Annotated in this window: 21 protein-coding genes, 1 riboswitch and 1 other annotated feature; of the genes, 4 read left to right on the top strand and 17 right to left on the bottom strand. The window is 32.3% G+C overall.

The genetic code is table 11. From position 1 onward, the window contains the following. Positions 1 to 149 precede the first annotated feature (149 nt). The 5 genes from aroF to B5E79_RS11610 form a co-directional block, all read right to left on the bottom strand. Positions 150 to 1,169 (bottom strand): 3-deoxy-7-phosphoheptulonate synthase, encoded by a 1,020-nt coding sequence (aroF, locus tag B5E79_RS11630; RefSeq protein WP_087298136.1) that lies wholly within the window; start codon positions 1,167 to 1,169, stop codon positions 150 to 152. A gap of 37 nt (positions 1,170 to 1,206) precedes the next feature. After that, positions 1,207 to 1,455 (bottom strand) — a binding site (T-box leader). A 37-nt stretch (positions 1,456 to 1,492) separates the two neighbouring features. Then, positions 1,493 to 3,067, bottom strand: coding sequence for an LCP family protein (locus B5E79_RS11625; RefSeq protein WP_241147493.1), 1,575 nt, complete (start codon positions 3,065 to 3,067; stop codon positions 1,493 to 1,495). A gap of 137 nt (positions 3,068 to 3,204) precedes the next feature. Continuing rightward, entirely contained in the window at positions 3,205 to 3,669 is a 465-nt protein-coding gene (locus B5E79_RS11620; RefSeq protein WP_087243366.1) for a pyridoxamine 5'-phosphate oxidase family protein, read from the bottom strand. Positions 3,670 to 3,681: 12 nt separating this feature from the next. After that, positions 3,682 to 4,323: an ECF transporter S component gene (locus tag B5E79_RS11615; protein WP_087298135.1), complete on the bottom strand. Its 642-nt coding sequence runs from the start codon at positions 4,321 to 4,323 to the stop codon at positions 3,682 to 3,684. A 3-nt stretch (positions 4,324 to 4,326) separates the two neighbouring features. Beyond that, positions 4,327 to 4,944: an ECF transporter S component gene (locus B5E79_RS11610; protein ID WP_087298134.1), complete on the bottom strand. Its 618-nt coding sequence runs from the start codon at positions 4,942 to 4,944 to the stop codon at positions 4,327 to 4,329. Between the two features lie 62 nt (positions 4,945 to 5,006). Then, a riboswitch (FMN riboswitch) is annotated at positions 5,007 to 5,126 on the bottom strand. A gap of 121 nt (positions 5,127 to 5,247) precedes the next feature. Here B5E79_RS11610 and B5E79_RS11605 point away from each other — a divergent pair. Together B5E79_RS11605 and B5E79_RS11600 are read left to right on the top strand one after the other, a co-directional pair. Continuing rightward, a complete protein-coding gene (locus tag B5E79_RS11605) occupies positions 5,248 to 5,745 on the top strand; it encodes a DNA-deoxyinosine glycosylase (RefSeq protein ID WP_087243369.1) in 498 nt (165 codons plus the stop codon). A 37-nt stretch (positions 5,746 to 5,782) separates the two neighbouring features. Beyond that, positions 5,783 to 6,487 (top strand): DUF2238 domain-containing protein, encoded by a 705-nt coding sequence (locus B5E79_RS11600; protein ID WP_087298133.1) that lies wholly within the window; start codon positions 5,783 to 5,785, stop codon positions 6,485 to 6,487. 9 nt (positions 6,488 to 6,496) lie between these two features. On the opposite strand, the gene B5E79_RS11595 is transcribed toward B5E79_RS11600, so the two are convergent. The 4 genes from B5E79_RS11595 to B5E79_RS11580 form a co-directional block, all read right to left on the bottom strand. Continuing rightward, complete coding sequence (locus tag B5E79_RS11595) at positions 6,497 to 6,751, bottom strand: hypothetical protein (RefSeq protein WP_206393192.1); 255 nt, start codon at positions 6,749 to 6,751, stop codon at positions 6,497 to 6,499. A gap of 67 nt (positions 6,752 to 6,818) precedes the next feature. After that, positions 6,819 to 8,432, bottom strand: a complete 1,614-nt coding sequence (locus tag B5E79_RS11590) for an FAD-dependent oxidoreductase (protein WP_087298131.1) — start codon at positions 8,430 to 8,432, stop codon at positions 6,819 to 6,821. Next, positions 8,432 to 8,995, bottom strand: a complete 564-nt coding sequence (ahpC, locus tag B5E79_RS11585) for an alkyl hydroperoxide reductase subunit C (protein WP_087243373.1) — start codon at positions 8,993 to 8,995, stop codon at positions 8,432 to 8,434. Before ahpC ends, B5E79_RS11590 begins: the two co-directional genes overlap by 1 nt. A gap of 173 nt (positions 8,996 to 9,168) precedes the next feature. Next, entirely contained in the window at positions 9,169 to 10,020 is an 852-nt protein-coding gene (locus B5E79_RS11580) for a YitT family protein (RefSeq protein ID WP_087298130.1), read from the bottom strand. Between the two features lie 90 nt (positions 10,021 to 10,110). On the opposite strand from B5E79_RS11580, the gene B5E79_RS11575 reads away from it, so the two are divergent. Beyond that, on the top strand, positions 10,111 to 10,734 hold the full coding sequence (locus B5E79_RS11575; RefSeq protein WP_087298129.1) for a Crp/Fnr family transcriptional regulator: 624 nt from the start codon (positions 10,111 to 10,113) through the stop codon (positions 10,732 to 10,734). Between the two features lie 6 nt (positions 10,735 to 10,740). Here B5E79_RS11575 and B5E79_RS11570 read toward each other — a convergent pair whose 3' ends face one another. The 8 genes from B5E79_RS11570 to B5E79_RS11535 all read right to left on the bottom strand — a co-directional run bounded on the left by B5E79_RS11570 (position 10,741) and on the right by B5E79_RS11535 (position 19,400). Beyond that, entirely contained in the window at positions 10,741 to 12,336 is a 1,596-nt protein-coding gene (locus B5E79_RS11570; RefSeq protein ID WP_087298128.1) for an ABC1 kinase family protein, read from the bottom strand. Next, complete coding sequence (locus B5E79_RS11565) at positions 12,320 to 12,619, bottom strand: phasin family protein (RefSeq protein ID WP_087298127.1); 300 nt, start codon at positions 12,617 to 12,619, stop codon at positions 12,320 to 12,322. The genes B5E79_RS11570 and B5E79_RS11565 overlap by 17 nt, the downstream gene beginning before the upstream one ends. A 153-nt stretch (positions 12,620 to 12,772) precedes the next feature. Beyond that, the gene (locus B5E79_RS11560) at positions 12,773 to 13,714 is read right to left on the bottom strand and encodes an Rpn family recombination-promoting nuclease/putative transposase (RefSeq protein ID WP_087298126.1); all 942 of its coding nucleotides are present in this window, start codon (positions 13,712 to 13,714) and stop codon (positions 12,773 to 12,775) included. Between the two features lie 174 nt (positions 13,715 to 13,888). Further along, positions 13,889 to 14,785 carry a nucleotidyltransferase family protein gene (locus B5E79_RS11555; protein WP_087298125.1) on the bottom strand — a complete coding sequence of 299 codons (897 nt, stop codon included), beginning with the start codon at positions 14,783 to 14,785 and terminating at the stop codon, positions 13,889 to 13,891. 178 nt (positions 14,786 to 14,963) lie between these two features. Next, complete coding sequence (locus B5E79_RS11550; protein WP_087298124.1) at positions 14,964 to 15,455, bottom strand: hypothetical protein; 492 nt, start codon at positions 15,453 to 15,455, stop codon at positions 14,964 to 14,966. Between the two features lie 12 nt (positions 15,456 to 15,467). Beyond that, positions 15,468 to 16,166: a ubiquitin-like protein gene (locus tag B5E79_RS11545; RefSeq protein WP_087298137.1), complete on the bottom strand. Its 699-nt coding sequence runs from the start codon at positions 16,164 to 16,166 to the stop codon at positions 15,468 to 15,470. A 16-nt stretch (positions 16,167 to 16,182) separates the two neighbouring features. Next, a complete protein-coding gene (locus B5E79_RS11540; protein ID WP_087298123.1) occupies positions 16,183 to 16,650 on the bottom strand; it encodes a hypothetical protein in 468 nt (155 codons plus the stop codon). 128 nt (positions 16,651 to 16,778) lie between these two features. Then, positions 16,779 to 19,400: an Ig-like domain-containing protein gene (locus tag B5E79_RS11535; protein ID WP_087298122.1), complete on the bottom strand. Its 2,622-nt coding sequence runs from the start codon at positions 19,398 to 19,400 to the stop codon at positions 16,779 to 16,781. 130 nt (positions 19,401 to 19,530) lie between these two features. Between B5E79_RS11535 and istA the strand changes: the two genes are divergently transcribed. Continuing rightward, positions 19,531 to 21,056 (top strand): IS21 family transposase (istA, locus tag B5E79_RS11530; protein ID WP_087298121.1); only part of this gene is annotated, 1,526 nt, incomplete at its 3' end.

Below are 21,056 nucleotides of genomic sequence, written 5' to 3'. Positions count from 1 at the left end.
CACAAACACAAAAATTAAAAATATAAATTATGTCATTTCCAAGATTAAGTTCTACTTATCAATATTTTTTAAGTAGAACTTAGTCTTAAAAAAAGTGGAATTTACTTTTCAAATTAAATTTTTTTATTCAATTTATAAAATATCATGCTTTATTTGATTTCTTTTCCAACAATATGGGCGATTTCTCCAACCTGTTTCAATAATTCTGTATATTTCTCTGGTTTTAATGACTGTGGTCCATCACATAAAGCATGTTCTGGATCATTATGCACTTCAATCATCAATCCATCACATCCTGCTGCAACTGCTGCCTTAGCCATTGGCTCTACCAGCCACCATTTTCCTCCTGCATGTGATGGGTCTATAATGATTGGCAAGTGTGTTAATCTTTTGATAACAGGTATCGCCTGCAAGTCTAATGTATTTCTTGTGTAGGTTTCATATGTTCTGACACCTCTTTCACATAGAATGACATTGGGATTTCCACTGGCCATGATATATTCTGCACTCATGATCCATTCTTCATATGTTGCACTTAATCCACGCTTTAATAAGATTGGCTTTGTACATCTTTTTCCTACTTCTTTTAAAAGATCAAAGTTTTGCATATTTCTTGCGCCAATCTGTACCAAGTCGACCTTTTCATTGAATTCTTCAATATACTCAGCACTCATTAATTCTGATACAATGGGTAATCCTGTTTCTTCCTTTGCAGCTAACAAGATATCTAATCCGGTAGTTCCCATTCCCTGGAAAGCATAGGGTGATGTTCTTGGCTTGAATGCCCCACCTCTTAACATGTTGGCTCCTGCTGCCTTGGCAGCTTTGGCGATCATGATAACCTGTTCCTTGGATTCAACAGAACATGGACCTGCAATCAATGCCAGATGATCTCCACCAACTTTGACACCGGCAACATCAATGATGGAATCTTCTGGATGAAAGGCACGGTTTGCCAGTTTATAAGGTTCACTGACACGCATCACGTGATCAACAACAGGTGAAACCTCTAATTGTTTAGGATCAACCTTTGTGACATCTCCAATCATTCCAATAATTGTTGTTTCTGTTCCTTGAGATACATGAGCTGTTAATCCATAGCTTTCTACTTTCTCTACCAAATCTTGAATTTCATGTTTAGATACTTTGGGTTTTAAAACAATAATCATATTCTTAACCTCCTTATAATCAAAAAGTCCCTCCCACCATAAGGACGAGAGGAACCATCGTGTTACCACCTTAATTCACCTATATATCACTATATAAGCCTTAACAAGTACGCCTGTCTATCAGGTTCATACTGTGATGCTGTAACGGGCATTCCCGTGTTAACCTACTTTTATTTCAGCCACCTACTCCAAGATGTATTCAATGGTGTCATGATTTCTTTTTCACCAGCCAAGAACTCTCTACGTCATCAACCATCCATTTACTTTTTCTTTTCATTGTACTTTCTTTATATTAACATATGTTTTTCAATTAAGCAATTCATTTACTCAATTGTTGTATTTTCTTCTGTCGAAGTTGTATTGTTCTGTGTAGAATCACTGTCAGATGATTTTTCAGTTACTTTAACAATTTCACCATTCATAACTTGTTGAATATATTCTCTTGCCTGAGCCACAGATTGTTCATCAGGTTGTGTGACATAAACACCATTTGCATTAACAGATGTCACATCACCGACTGTCGCAAGTTCAAAAACTCTCTGTGAAGCATCTCCTGTTAAACGATAAGATTGAACATCCCATGAAGCCATATCATTAATTTGCATATTAATTAATGATTTGATATCATCAGCACTTAAATTGGTTTCAAAACTATCTGATAAAGATTCAAAAACACTATCCATGTTCGTAATAATACTTGGTGAACAACATTTTTTAATAATAGCTTTCAACATTAACATCTGATTCTTTCCACGAACTTCATCCCCATCAACAAAGGCATATCTTTCACGGACAAATGATAAGGCATGTTTTGCATCAAAAGTCTGTTTTCCAGGTTTAATTGTATATTTATCTAATCGTGTTGTAAAGACACCATCATCTCTACCAATTACATCATATTTAGGTACAGTCACTTCAATACCACCTAAAGCATCAATCACATTCATAAATGATGTAAAATTAAATTTAGCATAATAGTTCATATCTACACCAATTAAATTTTCTACAGTCTGAATTGTCGCATCAATTCCACCTTTGGCACTATGAGTTAACTTATCTTGACCCTCTACACCCTCAATACCTTTAATATCTACATAATAATCTCTAGGAATACTCACTAATAGAACTTGTTTTGTTTGAGGATGAATAGCCGCAATCATATTCACATCAGATAATGAGAATGTATTAATTGGCCCTTCTTTATCTCTACCGCTAATAAAGACAACAAATGGTTCTTGAGTCACCTTAGCACTATTTGCAGCTACTTTTGGTAACTTGATTTCATATTTTTGAATAATTCTGATCTTTTCATTAAACTTATCTTCAATAGAATCAAAAGATTCTAAATCTACAGCTTTGACAATAATAGCACTCATTTCATGATCCAATAACGCTGCCACAAGCTCATTGTTTGTACTATAGTTTGTTACAACAATCTCACCAATATCATCTTCAATCATTGTTTCTGTTTTATTGATATTCACTGCATCGCCCTGATGCGCTCCAAAAGGCTGTCCCTTTAAATCATCTACAGAGTTATAGGCAGAATCTTTTAAGACAACCACATTCATTTCAATGATTTCTTCATTTCCTCCCGTAATAGAAGAAATAAAGTTTGAACCCTTCATCAAAGATAAAGATGCTATAATTAAGACAATAGCAAGTAAGACATTCAATAATTTCATTAGCGCAACCTTGATAGGATGACGATCATTTTTATCGCTTGCTAGACGATAAAATAAAAAAGCTAACAAGAAAATAATCACAATCAATGGTATAAAATATTTTAATGGAAGTATACTTAACTCAAAGGCAACGGCAGTAAAAACAATTGCCGCAATGAGTGTAATAATCAATAACAATCTTCTTGAAAGTAACACCTTAATGAGTTTTTTCATGAAATCCCTCTTTCTTCATTAAATTCTAACATAACCATTATACACACTATTTATACAATTACAAAGTAAAAGTACACCATGATTATAGAAAATACTTATGAATTTTTCATGAAAAAAGAGAAATAATCATTATTTTCTTATTTTTTGTCATCATACTGACAATATTCTACACTTTCTTTTTCAAAATCAATAAAAGTCTGAAAAGCCTGATTCTTTTCATCAGTATCCCATATTTCTACAAAAACAGGTTCAACTCTTACTAAAATTTCATCTTCTTTATGACTATAAGCATTATAGCTTCCCCATAAATATTTCTGATATAATTTTTCAAATTGACGTCCTGGTTCATCAATAACTAATCCTAAAATCTCTGCTTTACCCTCAACTTGAATGCCACTATAACATAAAGCCACACGAGGATTTTTATATAACTGCTTTGTCTTTCTAAAATTTTTATCAGTCTTAAAATAAATGGCATCATTATAAATTAAACAACTGACATTTCTAACCATAACATAATCATTGACACTTGATGCCAGTGCCATAATTTTTGATGGTGCCAATTTTTCAAACAAATAAGTCTTGGCTTCTAAAAAGTTCATACCTTCAACTCCTTAAATAATATTTTGAATAGCTAAAATAATACAGATTATAGATATTGTAATAAACAGTCCAACCCAGACCAATGACTTCGTTTGGGAAATAGGTTGTCCACTTGCTTCAATAAAATGAGTATGACGTAAAATAGCTACAACACTCTTATATACAAATAAAGTGATTCCGGCATTAAGTCCAGCTTTTAATATATTAAATGGAATAATACCAGGTAACAACAATGCTACAACTGCTGCTCGAGGCATACCATAATAAATTGGTGTGACAATATAATTCCAGATCGTCATATTTATAACAGTTATAACCACCCCTAATAACAAGCCAATCATGGCTCCCTGTTTGGTATGTTTATGTTTATAAACTGCTGCTGCGACACAAGCAAATGAACAGGTTGAAATCATATTCATGAAAACATCTAAGATTGTTCCACCTTTGATCATGATTTCCAGCACTGAACAGATGCCACTCATAATCAAAGATGTCATTGGACCATATATAAAACCACCAATCACAATTATAATATCTTTAGGATCATAAGTCAGCCATGTGACAGTAGGAACAAGTGGCATAAAGGCAAACAAGTTTACAATCATGGCTAATGCACAAAGAATGCCAATAGTTGTTATTTTTTTGACTTTCATTGTCTACATCCCAGCTTTCACAAATTTTTTAAGTGGTACACTGATTTTCTTATACACAATAAAAGTAATCACTGAAGTCACACCACATTTAATTAAATTAAATGGGACAACGCCAAACAATGCGAGAGTCCAGATATCATTCACCAAAGGACAAACAGCATGACACATGTCTACAATTGTATCCACTGACCACCCAGCCATCATATTCGCATAAAATGGGATAATCATATAAACATTAGAAATCACAGCTGCCAGTGTACACACAATTGTTCCAATCATCATACCCTGTAATGCGGATTTCTTTTCTTTATGATGATCATAAATCAATACAGCTGGTAATACATAGGCAACACTTACAATAAAATTAGAAAGCTCCCCTACAAATGCTGTACTGGTTCCTAAAATAGCTAATTTGACAATCAGTTTGACAATGACAATCAAAACAGCTGCCACCGGTCCCAGGGCAAATCCACCAATGATTTCTGGTAATGCTGCCAGATCAAAATCCATAAATGGTGGCATAAATGGAAGAGGTGTTTTAATCAACATTAAAAGACCACCCAATGCACCCAACATGCCAATCAAAGCTATTTTTTTGACGTTTAATTTTTTTGTTTTCATTTTTCTATCTCCTTTTTTCTAAAAAAAAATAACTTAAACAAAAAATGTCTAAGTTGCATAGAATTTGTCTTTTCTCATCCGGACTATACCGTCGGTTCTGGAATTTCACCAGATCAGTCGCTATCAGCGAGTCATGGACTATCACCATCGGTAGGGAATTACACCCTGCCCCAAAGACGTTATTCAGTTTTGAAAACCGGTTATAGAATTGACATCATCTACATACTTATCATATACCTTTTTTCTTTTTTTGTAAAATGAATTTATAAAATTTGTTATAATAAATGAAAAGGTGGTGAAAACATGTTCGCAATACACAACATTCCTCCTATTTATAATCAGGATTCACAAATTCTTATTTTAGGTTCATTTCCTTCTGTCAAATCACGTGAAGCTCAGTTTTTTTATCATCATCCACAAAATCGTTTCTGGAAAGTTCTGGCTACGCTTTATCACCATGAGCCATTATTAACGATTGAAGAAAAAAAGAATTTTCTACTTGAAAATCATATTGCATTATGGGATGTGATTCAAAGCTGTGATATTCATGGTTCTAGTGACAGCTCAATTCAGAATGTCATTGTCAATGATATTGCGGGTTTATTAAAAGATACACATATTACACATATTTATACCAATGGAAAAAAAGCCCATCAGCTGTATATGAAGTATTGTTATGAATTGACACATCAAAAAGATATATGTTTACCTTCAACTTCTCCTGCTAATGCTGCCTATTCTTTAGATAAACTTTTAATAGAATGGCAACAAATATGTCAGGAATTTATGGAAAGTTCATAATTGTCATATATGATATAGGCAATACGGGGGAGGATTTATGAAAACAAAGTTAAAAGAAAAAAAACCTTATTATTTAATTATCGCAAGAAAATTGATTTTCTGGAGCGTTGTCTTTATGTTAGGAATTGCTGTGTTTTTATTATTTACACGTACTGGTGATAATAAAGGACATTTAATTTTTACTATTGCCCAATTAGTGGCTATGTTATTTGTTTTACGTATTCCTAACTTTATTCAAGATATATATCATTTTGAAATCCCACATTTATTAGATTTTATTTTAATCACTTTTGCATTTAGTGGTTTTATTTTAGGGGATGTTTTAAACTTTTATGGACGTATTCCTTATTGGGATTCTATTTTGCATACTTTTTCAGGTGTTGTCATTGCTTATGTTGGTTTTATAGTCATTCAATATCTTGATCAGGAATATCGCATTCCTCTATCTGTATCACCTTTATTTATGAGTCTGATTGTTGTATGTGTAGCTTTAGCCATTGGTGCCATATGGGAAATTGGTGAATATACTGTTGATGATATTTTCAAAACAAATAATCAGCAATATATGGAAACAACTCGTTCTACACTGTATGACGAAGATGATATTCCTTTACAGGGACATGAAGCTCTCAATGATACGATGAAAGATCTGATGTTAGATTTAGCTGGGGCTATTGGTGTCGCTTGTATTGAATACGTCAAACTTGAAAAAAAGCAAAAATCACAAAAAGGCACAAATTGATGTGCCTTTTTACATATATTCTCTTGAATAAGGAGGCCTTGGTGATCCTGGTGGTCCAGGTGGTCTTGGTGGTCTTGGTGGCTGTGGAGGTCTTGGAGGACCTGGTGGCCTTGGCGGTCTAGGTGGTCCTGGAGGATGCGGAGGTCTTGGAGGACCTGGTGGGAAAAATTGTGGTGGGAAAAACCACCACCAGAACCATGGCTGAATCATAACACGCTGGTTGTATGGATCATACATGTCATATTGATTTTCATTAAAATCCAATTTCATTCACCTCAATATAAGTTATGTCTTTTTATCAAAATGGTATGGGTAAACAAACAAAAAAGCTTCATTTTGACTGAAGCTTTTCTAATATCTGTATCAGCTCTTCCATTGTCTTTTTTCCAAACAAGACATGTTGTTGGTCAATCACAATACATGGTACACTCATTATTTGATATTGTTCTTTATATTCAGGATAATGTGATAAATCATAAATAGATGTTTGGATATCCTGATGAAGCAAAGCTATACGTTGTGTTGCCTGAACAACTTCTGGACACATTGTACAAGATAAAGAGACAAACACTTGAATCTGATGTGATTTTAATGATTGAATCCTTTCTATGACGTGTTGATCCAATGGCTGTCCTTGACTTGCGATATTGTATAAAGCAAGTATAAACGAATTAAACTCATGACCACCTGGTACCATATGATAATGTACACCTAAATCATTTTGATCACTATCACATAAAATGATTTGAGGATGCTCTTGAACAGATTGATAAACATTGTGAATATGTGGACTTAATGAAGCCAACTCTTCCATAAAGTTTTTCATTTCTAATGAAAAAGGATCTGTTGATAATTGACCTATTAAATAAACATCTTTTGTGAATTTGTTGAAAATCTGTTGTAACTGTTCTCTGATATCCTGACTGATAAACATGAAAGAATCATCCACTTTTGAATTTTTTGTTTTTTGAGAATGATTCTGATAAGCTATTGTTTGGATATCATATTTGTCTTTTGTTGTTGTGATATATTTTTCTAAAGATGTTGCAGCAATAGCGCCATCACTGACAGCAGTCACAACCTGACGTAAATCTTTTTCACAAATATCACCAGCACCATAAACACCATCCATACTTGTTTTTTGATGACGATCAGTGATTAAGTACCCTTGGGCATTTAATGCCAGCTGATCTTGAAATAATTCATTTTGTGGAACATATCCAGCAAAAACAAAGATTCCAAAACGTCCTTGTGTTGAAGCATCATAACGCCATAATGACTGATCACGATTATTTCTAAAAACAGCATATTCCATCGTGTCATGCCCACCAACTTCCACAATTTCTGTTTCAAAAATCGTTTCTATTTGATCATGAGCACGCACTTGATCAGCAATTGTTTTGGCACATGTGAAATCTTCTTCTCTCACAATCATTGTTACTTTTGAAGCATATTGTGTTAAAAAGAGAGCTTCTTCACATGCTGCAAAACCTCCCCCAATAACAAAGATTGGACATCCTTCAAAAAATTCCCCATCACAAGTCGCACAATAAGCAATTCCACGTCCCTGATATTCCTTTTCACCAGGGAAACCAAGCTTTCTAGGATGAGCTCCTGGAGCTAATACGAGACCAACAGATTCATAGATTCCTTGATCAGTTTCAACCGTTTTGATAGGGTGTTGTAAGTGAAGACTTTTGACATGGGCCTTTTGAAAAGATGCGCCAAAGTTTTCAGCCTGCTTTCTCATTTTGATTGTAAGACCTTCACCAGAATCTTCCAGCACGCCTGGATAATTCACAATATCTGATGTTATGGTAATCTGTCCACCAAATTTTTCTTTTTCTAAAACCAGGACACTATATTTTGCTCTAGCAAGATATATAGCGGCAGAGAGCCCAGCTGGGCCTCCACCAACAATAATCGCATCATAAATCTTAGACATTATAATATTCCTACTAAATCTAATGATGGTTTCAATGTTTCTTCACCTGGTTGCCATTTGGCTGGACAAACTTCATCACCATGTTCCGCAACAAATTGTGATGCCTGAACTCTTCTTAATAACTCATCTCCATTACGTCCTACATTACCAGCAATCACTTCATAAGCTACAACTTTTCCTTCAGGATTTATAATAAATGTTCCTCTTTCTGCGACACCTTCTGATTCAATATAAACATCTAAATCTTTCGCTAAAGCGGCTGTTGGATCAGCTAACATAGGATATTGAATTTTTTGAATTCTCTTTGATGTATCATGCCAAGCTTTATGTACAAAGTGTGTATCACATGATACTGAATAAATTTCACAATTGATTTTTTGGAATGATTCGTATAGATTGGCTAAATCTTCTAATTCTGTTGGACATACAAATGTAAAGTCTGCAGGATAGAAGAAAAAGACATTCCATTTTCCTAATAAATCTTCCTTTGTCACTTCTTTAAATTCACCATTTTGGTATGCTTGTACTTTAAACTCATTGATTTCTTTTCCGATTAATGACATATATATGACCTCCTTTTATATTTGAAACTTTTGTAATTCTATATGTCTTAGTTAGCTTTAACTAACTGATATTAGTCTAGCATAGAAAAAGAAAAAGTGCAAAGCATTTGCACTTTCAATATTTGTTCATCAATTTCTATTCCATCATCATATAAAAAAGTTCCCAAAGGAACTTAGGCATTTCTTTTTTCTAATGTAAATCCTTTACCACCGACTTCTTCTACGTGAGAGACAATCACAAAAGCATAGGGATCAATTTTATGAATTTTTGCTTTAATAGATGGTAATTTACGATATGGAAGAACAGATAAAATAAGTTTAGAATTTTCTTTTGTATAACCTTTCTCACTTGCTAAAAGAGTTACACCGGCATCAAACTCATGTAAAATAGATTCTTTGATTGTTTCATATTCATCACTGATGACTGTTAATTGTACAAGACTTGTTCCTTGTGTTAATGTTTTATTTAATACAACAGCTGTAATCATAACAATCATTATTCCATAAATCACATGTGTTGTATCATTAAAAGTAAACTGTAAAACCAAAATAGATAAATCAATGCAGTTTAAGACAATATGTACAGGGAAGCCCAATTTTTTATTTAATAAAATAGCTAAAATATCGACTCCCCCAGTAGAAGCATTTGCTCTTAAAATCAAACCAATACCTACACCTACACAGCAAGCAGCTAAAATAGCAGCTAATAATGGATCATTTAAATAATGATGAAACATGGCATGTGTTTCAAAGAATTGTAATACAATTGGAAATAAAAATGTAGAGATTAATGTTGTCATGGCAAATTTTTTTCCAATGAAAAATAATCCTACTAAAAACAAACACACATTTAAACATCCAACACTTAATGAAACAGGGATATGAAAATAATAATTTAAGACATTTCCAATTCCAGAAGTTCCCCCTACAATAATATGATTTTCTAAAATTAATGTATTGACTGCTAAAGCAATTAAAATATTTCCAACAATAATATAAATCAAATTCAAAACTTTTTGTTTCATATTCCTCACCTCGCTCAAGACTTTATCATATCTGCTTTCTTTAAAATGTAATCTATGTTACAATTAAAAAAGAAAAGTGGTGAGAAGTCTATGAAAATAAAAAAAGAATATTTTCAATATTTTATAGAAGCTGGTCAAAAACAAGTTTATCAGCCTTCAGATATCATTTATATGCAGGAAGATGATGCCGATTTAATATATTTGATTTTAAATGGCAAAGTAAAAGTCTATGTTATGAATTCCAATGGAAAAGAAGTCACGATGGATATTTTACAATCTGGAGATATTTTTGGTGAATCTGCCTTTATCAGTCCATCTAAACGTCCAACAACCATTCAAGCGATAAGTGATGTCGAAGTTATCGCCTGTTATCCTAAGCACCTCTATCCTTATCTTCAACAATCACAAGATTTACTCATCAATATTTTACAATCTTTATCTCAAACATGTGATTATCTGACAGCCATGATCAAAAGATCCTATACATATAATCGTTATGAAAAAGTCGCTGCTTTTTTATTAGATCAAATGGATCACTATCATCATCATGAAATCACATATTCGCATGAAGAAATTGCTTCATTGCTTGGTTTATCACGTGTCACTGTGACCAAAGTATTAAATGAATTTGTGAAAGAAAAAATGATACTTATTCAATATAAAACAATTATTGTCAAAGATAAAAACAAACTGTATTCATTTTTACATAAATGAATACAGTTATTTTTTCTGTTTTCTTTCTTTTAAGACTGTCAATAATAGCCAGATACCAAGTCCAACAGCAGTCATATATCCAATGAAGCCAAGAGCTGGAATACCAAATACTTTAGGTGTCATTTGAGTCGTACATAACAAACTGCTTGCCATCAATAAACCTGCACTGACAATTCCCACAACAAGTTTATTAACCATATGATTAATAGCTGTCATAGGTACACTGGATTCCATAATATCTAGATTCACCTTGAGTCTTCCTTTCATCAGCATACGCATAATATCTGATATCTGACCCGGTAAATCTAAAACATTCTGACTAGAATTATAAAGTTTTTTTGCTGATTTTGTGAGTTCTTTTTTATAATCCAATTTCTTTGATATATGATTAGCCACATGATTGGCAGCAATTTCTAAAATGCTAATATGGGGATCAATAAGCATAACAGTACTTTCAATCGTCACCAAGCCTCTTGCCAGCATGCTGACACCTTTAGGCATAGATATACGATGCTTATGAGCTATCACAAAGATTTCCTGCACAACATCACCTAAATTGATATCTGTTAAATCCATTGATACATAATGCTTCATAAAAGTTTCAATATTATCATAAAATAAAGCATAGTCAATACGATCATCATGTTCTCCCAATGTTAAAATCACATCAACAAGCTTTTGGGTATCATTTTGTCCAATAGCCAAAACAGCATCCCTCATTAAATCCTTATCAGCACGATTTAAAATACCCATCATTCCAAAATCAATCCAGACAATCTTTCCATCTCGAATTCTTAAATTCCCAGGATGAGGATCAGCATGAAAAAAGCCATCATCTACAATTTGTTTAATATAATTTTCAGCTAATTTCGCTGCAATTTCTTTTAAATCATAGCCAGCATTTTTAAGGGTGATACGATCATCTATTTCATAACCATCAATATATTCCATCACCAGAACTTTACTTGTACTGTAATCATCAATGATTTCTGGAGCATCAATATATTGAATATCATGATGTAAATGAGAAAACCTTTTTGCATAATGTGCTTCGTTTAAAAAGTCCATTTCTTCTTTAGCTGTATGCCAAAATTCATCTAATACAATATTTAAATCAACAACACTTCCTAAAACATCATTTAATTTTAAGATTTTCACAGCTTTACGAATTAATGAAATATCTCTTTCCATCATTTCATAAATGCCAGGACGTTGAACCTTCACAACAATATGGCGTCCATCTTTTAATGTTGCTTTATGTACTTGTGCAATGGAAGCACTTCCTAATGGCACAATATCAAAATCTAAAAATACATCATTCAAATCTTCCTGATATTCATTTTCAATCACAGTCTTGACTGTTTCAATGCTCATAGGTGCAACATTATCTCTTAATTTGACTAATTCCCGACAATAACGCTGAGAAAACATATCTTGTCTGGAAGCCATAATTTGACCAATCTTTACAAATGTTGGTCCTAGATCCTCTAAAATCATCCTAAATTTAACAGGATCAATGCCCTTTGCTAAATGATGTTTTCTCAGTATTGTCAGAATTTGTGCAAGACGTCGTTTTGTACTTAAATTATTCGTTTGTTTCATTCTTTGCTTTTTGTAATTCTTCAATCTTTGCTTTTAAAGTTTTCAAGTCTTCTACGTCCATATTCTGTAAATCTTTTTCTACTGTTTCTACACTGACTGGTTTTCTTAATTTTTCAGCAACATTATGCTTTAATTCTTCATTCAAAACCTTTCCTTGTTCAACAGTTAATTCTCCTTTTTTCACTAAGTCTTCAACAACTTCTTTAGATTTTTCAGCAGTCACAGCAACAGCACCAATTCCTGCTAATAAAACCTTTTTTAAATCTTCGCTAAAATTATTCATAACAAAACCTCCTATCTATATGTTTATTTTACTACGAATCTCGACAAATGTGTAGTTTAAGAAAAACGAAATGTTTTGATTTAAAATCACATTTCGTCTTTTTCTATTTTATAAACATGAAAAATAGCAAACGTATAAGCATAAAAATGAAGTCTATCCATTTATAAGTATCGCCATAACATCTTCTTCACTATTCATATTTAAAATATGTACCGTTAAGGCATGTAGTTGTTCATCATTACTTGTTTGAATCTGATAAATAGTCTTTGGTGATAGTTTTCCAAATTTAGATTGAAGTTGTTGAAGTAGTGTATTAATGACTCCTTCATGCAAGCCTTCTTTTCTTCCTTCTTCTTTTCCTTCAAGTCGAGCTTTCTTGCTGATGTTTAATACATATTGACCCATATTTACGTCTCCTTTCTGTTGTTCGATATGATTGTAAATCTCCTTATCATGTGTTAAAGCTCCTAGAACACATGCCACCTCATGACTGACCTTGAAATCATTATCTGGAGCGATTTTTCCATAGAGCATCTTTAATCCTTTGACAAGGTTATAATTGTCTTTGTTAGTAAACTTACTTTCATCCAGCTTGGCCATTTCAATCAATGGCATAAAACGTACATTGTAGTATCTTTCAAATTTTCTAGGCGCATCCATTGTCATGTCTTCATAGTTTCTGGCTCCTTTCCATTTATCTTCTTCACCATAGTAGATAACAATTGTGATGATTTTCTTGATTTTTTTCTTGCCGTGGCTATCTTGATAATCATGATACTGCTGAAGATAATCAAGGTAATCATATTCCATAATACGCTGAAACATGGTTTTATCATTATAGGATTGATGTTCAACACCAACATAGCAATGCTTTCCATCAATCATGACATGAGTAAGATGATCTCTTGTACGCTCAATAGTTTCATTGGTTGTCAGTAGGACTGTTGATTTTACGGTTGGAACGTATTGAATCAAACGAATACGTGTATCTTGACGACCATTAAAAAGAATAACTGATAAAAGATCATCAAAATGATTGTGATGACGAAAATAATTTTTAATGCGTATATCAAATAAATTTCTGAAATCTGTCATAGAATAATTCCTCCTACTTATATATACGCATTTTATTCATTGTTTTTCTTTTTATTTCTTCAATATTTTTCACTTTATAATCTTATTATACCATATTATTTGCTTAAAGCATATTTATATATAAAATAAAAGCAAGATAACTATCATTGTTAACTTGCTTTTAGATTGATTCTATTAAATTTTTTGTGGATACATTCCCTTTTCTACTAATAACTGGATATTTTCTTTTACATAATCTTTATCTTCTTTATATGTCACTCCAAACCATTCATCATGTGATTTTAATGCTGTGACTTCTGCTTCATTGTTATGTAACATATCTCCTATGATTGTTGGTAACAAGTATTCTGCTTTTAAGTTATCTGATGGTGTTTCTTTTAAGAAATCATTGAATCCCTGTTCTAACATTTCTATAAATTCTGGATATAATCCCCACATATTCATAGATACTGCTGAATTGAGATCTATCTCTTTTCCTTCTACAACTGCTTTTCCATCTATTTTTTCTATATTATGTGTTTCCACAATATCTATCAGCTTATCATTTGCAATCTGGCAGATTCCTCTTGTCACTCCTCCATTATCACTGAGTGTATTCTTTAAGATAAAACCTACCATGCATATTGGCATTGGATTCTTTGGATGTTCCTCTGTCAGATATTGATATGCTTTTTTATAAGCTTCCTTTCCATAATAATCATCTGCATTAATCACTAAAAATGGTTCATTAACTAAACCTTGACATGCTAAAATAGCCTGTCCTGTACCCCAAGGCTTTGTACGTCCTGCAAACTTATCCTTATATTCTTCAGGAATGTTATCGACTTCCTGGAAAGCATATTCAACATGAACTTTCTTTTTCATTCTCTGTCCTATGATTTCATCAAAGTCTTTTTCCAAATCTTTTCTAATAACAAAGACAACTTTATTAAAACCAGCTTCTAAGGCATCATGGATAGAATAGTCCATAATGATTTCACCACTAGGTCCTACTGGTTCTAATTGCTTGATTCCTCCACCAAATCGACTTCCTATTCCTGCTGCCATAACGACAAGCGTTACATTATTCATTGTATTCAACTCCTTAATTTTTATTCCCAATATTTAGTATATCAATTTCTCAACCTCATTACAAATAAATCATAAAAATTCAACATAAAATATACATATCCAGTCACATAAAAAGGCATATGATTCTTTTCTTCTCAAAAATATAATTCATTTTTTCATATACGAAAATAATACAGTTTTATTGTTTATTATGTTTCTTTATTTTTTGAAAAATAAAAACAAACAAAATTAATAAAAATCCCCAAATTAATAATGATATTGAATCACCAGTAAAAACGACAGAGTTTATTCTTTCATATTTTTCTTTAAAACGAACATGCAATTGGTAACCATTATCTTGAATAGGTGCTGCCGTATAGACGTTATCATGACACTGCATAGATTTAACATTTCCATTTTTTGTATAAACAACATCTTTAATTTGCCATCCTGAATCAGGTTGAATGATATATTTTTGTTCAGTCATTCTCTTTACTTCTACACTTTTATGACGATAATCATAAACTTCATTGTTAATTATAACTTTCCCATGTTTACCAATATCTAATAATACGGTATAAGATGCAGGAATCGTATATGTTACATTCGTAGAATAATCACTACTAGCATAAAGCGTAGTAAAATTGAAACAACTCATTATGACTATAATGAAAAAGACTTTGATTTTCAATGACTTCAACTCCTAATCCGATTTTGAAGAAGTTGTGACATTAAAGATCAACTTCCCTTTATATGTTCCTGCTTTTATCTGTTCATCTTGATTCGCTACTGGTTCATCGACATAAAGAGTTTCATTTCCTTCTTTATCAAAACTCACAAAAGGAGTGTCAGGTGTTATTCCCTGTCCATTTTCAGTGTGACTTATTTTAGCATATAATCTCATATCAGAATCATTCTCTTGAGATAATATGATATTTCCATCATTATCAATACCATCAGAAATAGTAATATCTATTTGTTTTCCTTCTTCTATATTTACTTTCTTTACTTCTACGTGAATCATAGATTCGTTAGATATATCAACGTTTTGGGGAATTGATATTGTATATGCATTGGATACTGTATAAGAAATTTCAACAGTATAATTATCAACAAAAAACAAATGTAATGTACTGTCCTTTTGAATACTATAATCTTGTAAAGTATTTCCATCTTCTAAAACCTTTCCTGCAAAAACAAGTTTTATATGATTTGAATCAATGTCTTCTTTATCTTCAATCTTTTCTTTAACATCTTCAATACGATCTGTTGGTTCTACTTCTAATGTAATATGCTTTCCATATAATGTCTTAACAAAAATTTGCATAGCATATGCAGGTGTCAAAGAAACAAGACATAATGTTAAAATTAAACATATTGATGTCATTAATTTTTTATTCATATTTTTCATTCCTTCCTTATGAAACATTCATAGTAAATGTGATTTGTGATCCATTTAGCGGTGTTAATTCCTCATTCATTTGAAAACAGTCATATTTTAAAATACAATTTTCATACATTCCAATCTCTAATTCTTTTTGGATTGTAACTTGTTGAACTGCTTCTCCAGGTTCTAATAAATCACTTTGCCATAACAAAGTGCCATCATTAAAATAAAGAGATAAACGAAAATAACAAGTATTCTCATAGGGATTATATAATTGTATTTCTTGATTAAGTGAATTAGCTTTAAAGTTAATAATATCAAATCCAGGTATATCAATTGAATCATTATTTTTATTTTGATTTGAATCCATTTCATTTATCAAAGTGTCATTATTTGTTTCTTTAAACCATTCATCCCAATGTAAACCTATGAACACACCACTACATACAAGAATTATAGCCATAAAAAATATAATGATATAATAGCGTATATGCTTCATATTATCACCTACACATCTTTAACATTTATTATAAATAATGAATATTCATAATGCAATGTTTTTAGTTACAATATAACATTCTTTCAAAAAAATCGTTGATAACACTTTGTTATCAACGATCATTTCGTTTATTTTTTAGAAACTTTCTTTTTTAATACAATTGCACCAACAAGTCCTAAACTGATTAATGCCATTGCTCCATAAAGTGCAATATTTGAAGTGTCTCCAGTTTTTGGTTCTTTGGTAGTTTCTTGAGTATTCTGCGTATTTGTTACTTGTTGATTATTATCAGGAGTAACAACAGTTTCACCTTTTACATCATCCTGTGACTGACCAGGCTGCGCTGGTTGAACTGGTGTTATTGGCGTTGTTATAGATTCCTGTGCATCTTCATATGCCAATGCATATGTTGAGAATTTATCAGTCTTGAATGTTAATGTTCCATCTTCATTTTCAACTGTTTCTAATTTCTCTGCTTTTCCATCATGTACTCTAATGACATAGAATGTTCTTCCTTCTTTCATTAAATCTTCTGGAATTGCTACTGTAAATGTCACTTCTTTATCTAACTCATTAACTTCTTCAATAACTTGATCGTCAGCTTTAACTAGAATATTAATATCTAAATATTGTGCAATATTTACATTTTCATCAATATAATCTTCAAGTACTTTCTTGTCTTGTGCATTAACTTCTGTTTCTTTGACAGGTGTAACTTGAACTTCAGTTGAAATCACTTGACCATTTTCAATAGCTTCTTTAATATTTTCTACAGTTTCATCACTAACTGATGTCACTTCTTTTCCATTAGTAATATCATCTACAATTGATGTTAATGTATCAGATATATTTTGTTGAGATTCTTTATCATTGATTCCTACTGTAACTTCATCAACTGGTTTAGAAGTATCAATGAATGGTGCTTCAACATCTGATTCTACTTCATAAACTGTAACTTCACATGTTGCAGTTTGATTTCCTGCCTTTGCAGTAATTGTCGCTTTACCTGCTCCAATAGCTGTTACTTTTCCATTTGCATCAACAGTCGCAACTGTATTATCAGATGAAGACCATGTCACTGCATCTAAAGAATCAGTTGGTTCAACTGTTGCTTTTAATGTCAATGAATCTCCTACATGGATATTTTCTTGAGCAGATGATAATGTGATTTTTGTTGTCATTGGTGCAATAATATACTCACCGTCTACATAATGAACTTGATAATGACTGTCAACATACTGACTGACATCTGAACTATAAGTTCCACCTGTTATTTCAATTCTATTTAATGAATCGGCATTGCCATCACCCATTTTTGCTATAACATCTTTATCTTGAGCAGCAACAAATTTTCCACCTGTAATAGTTAAAATTCCCTGATCCATAGTATCATCTAATCTACCATTTAAGATAACATTACTATTATCAGATGTAAATGTTCCACCATTAACCGTTGCAATATTCCAGTTTAATAATGCAGCTTGTGATACATTTTCAAATGTTCCATTATTAATAGTCAATTGTCCATAATCATCATTTTTAATAGTATTGAGTCCACCACTAAAAGTACCACCATTAATAGTTAATACTGAAGGTGTTCCACTTGTATTTTGACTACCACTATACCATCCATTTTCTAATAAACTTGAAAATTGTCCGTCTTGTTTAACAACAACATTTTCATTAATTGTCATTGTCCCATGATTAACAATATTATAATATGGATTTACACCATTATCTGCAGAGTTACTTCCATTTTCTTTGCTTCTTGTATAAGTTCCTCCGTTTAATGTTGCAGTTGCTCCTAATTCATTATTAATAGCTGCTTTTTGATGAGTGACATTGTCAATAATACCTTCACCATTAATGTCTAAAGTTCCCTTATTGTTAATTGTGTGATTAGAAATATTAGAAATAGTATATCCATTTAAATTCAATGTAACTGTCGTATTTTTTGGAACAACCAAATCATCTTTTACATCTGAATTTAAGTCAACAGTTATCTGACCACCACTTTGTAAATATTTCAAAGCATCAGTATCATTATAAGTTCCACCATAAACATTTATATTAGGATTTGCTGCAGCTTTTTCTAGCTTATCGATACCAGCAAAATGTCCATCACCTTTGATTGTTAATGAATGTGTATTGGCATCAGGACTATCATATACAATTTTACCAGTAATTTTTCCAGTATAGCTCTCATCAAAAGTAACATGAGCAGAAGGATAGCTACTAAATTTACATATATCAAATGCAATAATATCAGATGATGTTGTAATAATTGAAGTATTCCCTTTAAAAATAACATTACCATTATTTATGCTTAATGTATAATCTTCATTATCTTTTTGATTTTCTGAATAAATTTGCATATCTTCTAATGTAAGATTAGAGTAGTTCTGTATAATTCTTTTAATATTTCTTGCATCTTTGGCAATACGAATTGTTCCATTTTTGAATGTAATATTAGAACCTTGCAAAAGCTGAAAACCATTCGTTTCAGTACCAAAAGATCCAGCTCCAGGCCCTACTAATGTATAAGTATAACCTGCAAAATCAATTGTAAAATTTTTCCCACTTTGAATAGCGATTCCAGTTGCGTTAGGAACATTATCTAATAATGTAATTGTTTCTCCATTCTTAACATACTTTACCGCATCTTCTAGTGTTGCATATTCTGTATCACATATTTTAGTGATTATTATGGCGTAGCTGATCAAGTATTCTGATTTAAGTTGATCATCCATTCTGATAAAACTGACCAATCATTCCGATTAGGTTGACCAATCATATAATATATACTCCTTTTGGTGTAATATTGAATTGTAGATAGGCATCGAATCTACAAAAATATTATAGCGAAAGGAGTTTTTTGTTTTGAAAGAATATGAAGAAAAGTATAAGCAGATTTTTAGATATCTATCATTAGGAATGTCGCAAAATGAGATATCTAAACTATTGTCTACATCTCGCAATACTATCAGAAAAATCAAGGCTGTAACCGACAGTATCAGATTATCCTGGGAAGATGCCTCAAAAATGACAAACGAAGAATTTGTTCATACCATCTTCCCAAAAAACAAAAATGACAATGAAGAATTACAGCCAAGACCAGATTGTGAAATGATGTATAAGGAACTACAGAAACCAGGCGTAACCAGAACATTACTATGGGAAGAATATGCAAGAGAGGTCAAAGCTGCAGGCAAGATACCTCTTCAATATTCTCAGTTCTGTAACTATTTCAATCATTATCTTGAAATCAACAAAGCTACGATGCACTTTGAACACAAGATAGCTGAAAGAATAGAGGTGGACTGGTGTGGAACAACCATCCCTATTGTCAATGAATTAACAGGTGAAGTGACAAAGGGATATCTATTTGTTGGTACATTACCCTACAGTCAGTATTCATATGCTGAACTGATGAGTGACATGAAGCAGGAAAACTGGATAACTGCACATGTCAACATGTTCAATTTCTTTGGTGGGACAACACCTATCATCTATCCTGATAATTTAAAAACAGGAGTCATCAAACATCCTAAACATGGAGATGTCATATTAAATCCTGCATATCAGGAAATGGGAGATTACTACAATATCGCTATTGTACCTACTCCTATCAAGAGCCCAAAATCCAAGCCAAGTGTAGAAGGAACAGTTGGAAAGATTACGACTCATATTATTGCAAGACTCAGAAAGGAGGAATTTCATTCCATCAGCGAAGCAAATGAAAAAATCAAGAAATGCTTAGATGATTTCAATAACAGACCTTTTCAAAAGCGCCAGGGGAGTAGAGCTGAAGTATTTATAAATGAAGAAAAACCATTCCTCAGACCATTGCCAAAAGAGCCTTATGAATATGCCACATGGAAAAAAGCAACAGTGCAATATCATTATCACATTTCCATTGATAAAATGTATTATTCTGTGCCATATGAATATATCAAGCAAAAGGTTGATATTAGATTAACCAGAAATCTAGTGGAAGTCTATTATAAGCATCATAGAATATGTTCACATAAACGTTTATATGGTCACCCAGGACAATATTCAACCAACACGGATCATATGCCACCCAACCATCAAAAGGCTGGTGAATGGGATGGTGATCGCTTCAGAAGATGGGCTCAATCCATTGGGGTCAATACCTATAAGGTCGTTGATGGTTTATTGAATTATTATAGAGCGGAGCAGCAGGCTTATAATGGCTGTCGATCAATATTGAAGTTGGCAGACTCATATTCACCCAGACAGCTAGAAGAAGCATGTGAAAAAGCGCTAAAGCATTTATCATTGCCCCGCTATAAAAATATTAAATTAATTATTCAATATAATCAAGATACAAGACAGGTCAACCAAGAAGATGAAAACAATGATGACTTTGCATTTGTCAGAGG

This window comes from Massilimicrobiota sp. An134 (assembly GCF_002160815.1).
GTDB lineage: Bacteria > Bacillota_I > Bacilli_A > Erysipelotrichales > Coprobacillaceae > Allocoprobacillus > Allocoprobacillus merdigallinarum.
This window is presented reverse-complemented; position numbering and strand designations above follow the sequence as displayed.

Coding starts and splice junctions, on each gene's coding strand:
- aroF (WP_087298136.1), bottom strand. CDS start 1,169: ATGATTATTGTTTTAAAACCCAAAGTATCTAAACATGAAATTCAAGAT.
- B5E79_RS11625 (WP_241147493.1), bottom strand. CDS start 3,067: ATGAAAAAACTCATTAAGGTGTTACTTTCAAGAAGATTGTTATTGATT.
- B5E79_RS11620 (WP_087243366.1), bottom strand. CDS start 3,669: ATGAACTTTTTAGAAGCCAAGACTTATTTGTTTGAAAAATTGGCACCA.
- B5E79_RS11615 (WP_087298135.1), bottom strand. CDS start 4,323: ATGAAAGTCAAAAAAATAACAACTATTGGCATTCTTTGTGCATTAGCC.
- B5E79_RS11610 (WP_087298134.1), bottom strand. CDS start 4,944: ATGAAAACAAAAAAATTAAACGTCAAAAAAATAGCTTTGATTGGCATG.
- B5E79_RS11605 (WP_087243369.1), top strand. CDS start 5,248: ATGTTCGCAATACACAACATTCCTCCTATTTATAATCAGGATTCACAA.
- B5E79_RS11600 (WP_087298133.1), top strand. CDS start 5,783: ATGAAAACAAAGTTAAAAGAAAAAAAACCTTATTATTTAATTATCGCA.
- B5E79_RS11590 (WP_087298131.1), bottom strand. CDS start 8,432: ATGTCTAAGATTTATGATGCGATTATTGTTGGTGGAGGCCCAGCTGGG.
- ahpC (WP_087243373.1), bottom strand. CDS start 8,995: ATGTCATTAATCGGAAAAGAAATCAATGAGTTTAAAGTACAAGCATAC.
- B5E79_RS11580 (WP_087298130.1), bottom strand. CDS start 10,020: ATGAAACAAAAAGTTTTGAATTTGATTTATATTATTGTTGGAAATATT.
- B5E79_RS11575 (WP_087298129.1), top strand. CDS start 10,111: ATGAAAATAAAAAAAGAATATTTTCAATATTTTATAGAAGCTGGTCAA.
- B5E79_RS11570 (WP_087298128.1), bottom strand. CDS start 12,336: ATGAAACAAACGAATAATTTAAGTACAAAACGACGTCTTGCACAAATT.
- B5E79_RS11565 (WP_087298127.1), bottom strand. CDS start 12,619: ATGAATAATTTTAGCGAAGATTTAAAAAAGGTTTTATTAGCAGGAATT.
- B5E79_RS11560 (WP_087298126.1), bottom strand. CDS start 13,714: ATGACAGATTTCAGAAATTTATTTGATATACGCATTAAAAATTATTTT.
- B5E79_RS11555 (WP_087298125.1), bottom strand. CDS start 14,785: ATGAATAATGTAACGCTTGTCGTTATGGCAGCAGGAATAGGAAGTCGA.
- B5E79_RS11545 (WP_087298137.1), bottom strand. CDS start 16,166: ATGAATAAAAAATTAATGACATCAATATGTTTAATTTTAACATTATGT.
- B5E79_RS11540 (WP_087298123.1), bottom strand. CDS start 16,650: ATGAAGCATATACGCTATTATATCATTATATTTTTTATGGCTATAATT.
- B5E79_RS11535 (WP_087298122.1), bottom strand. CDS start 19,400: ATGGATGATCAACTTAAATCAGAATACTTGATCAGCTACGCCATAATA.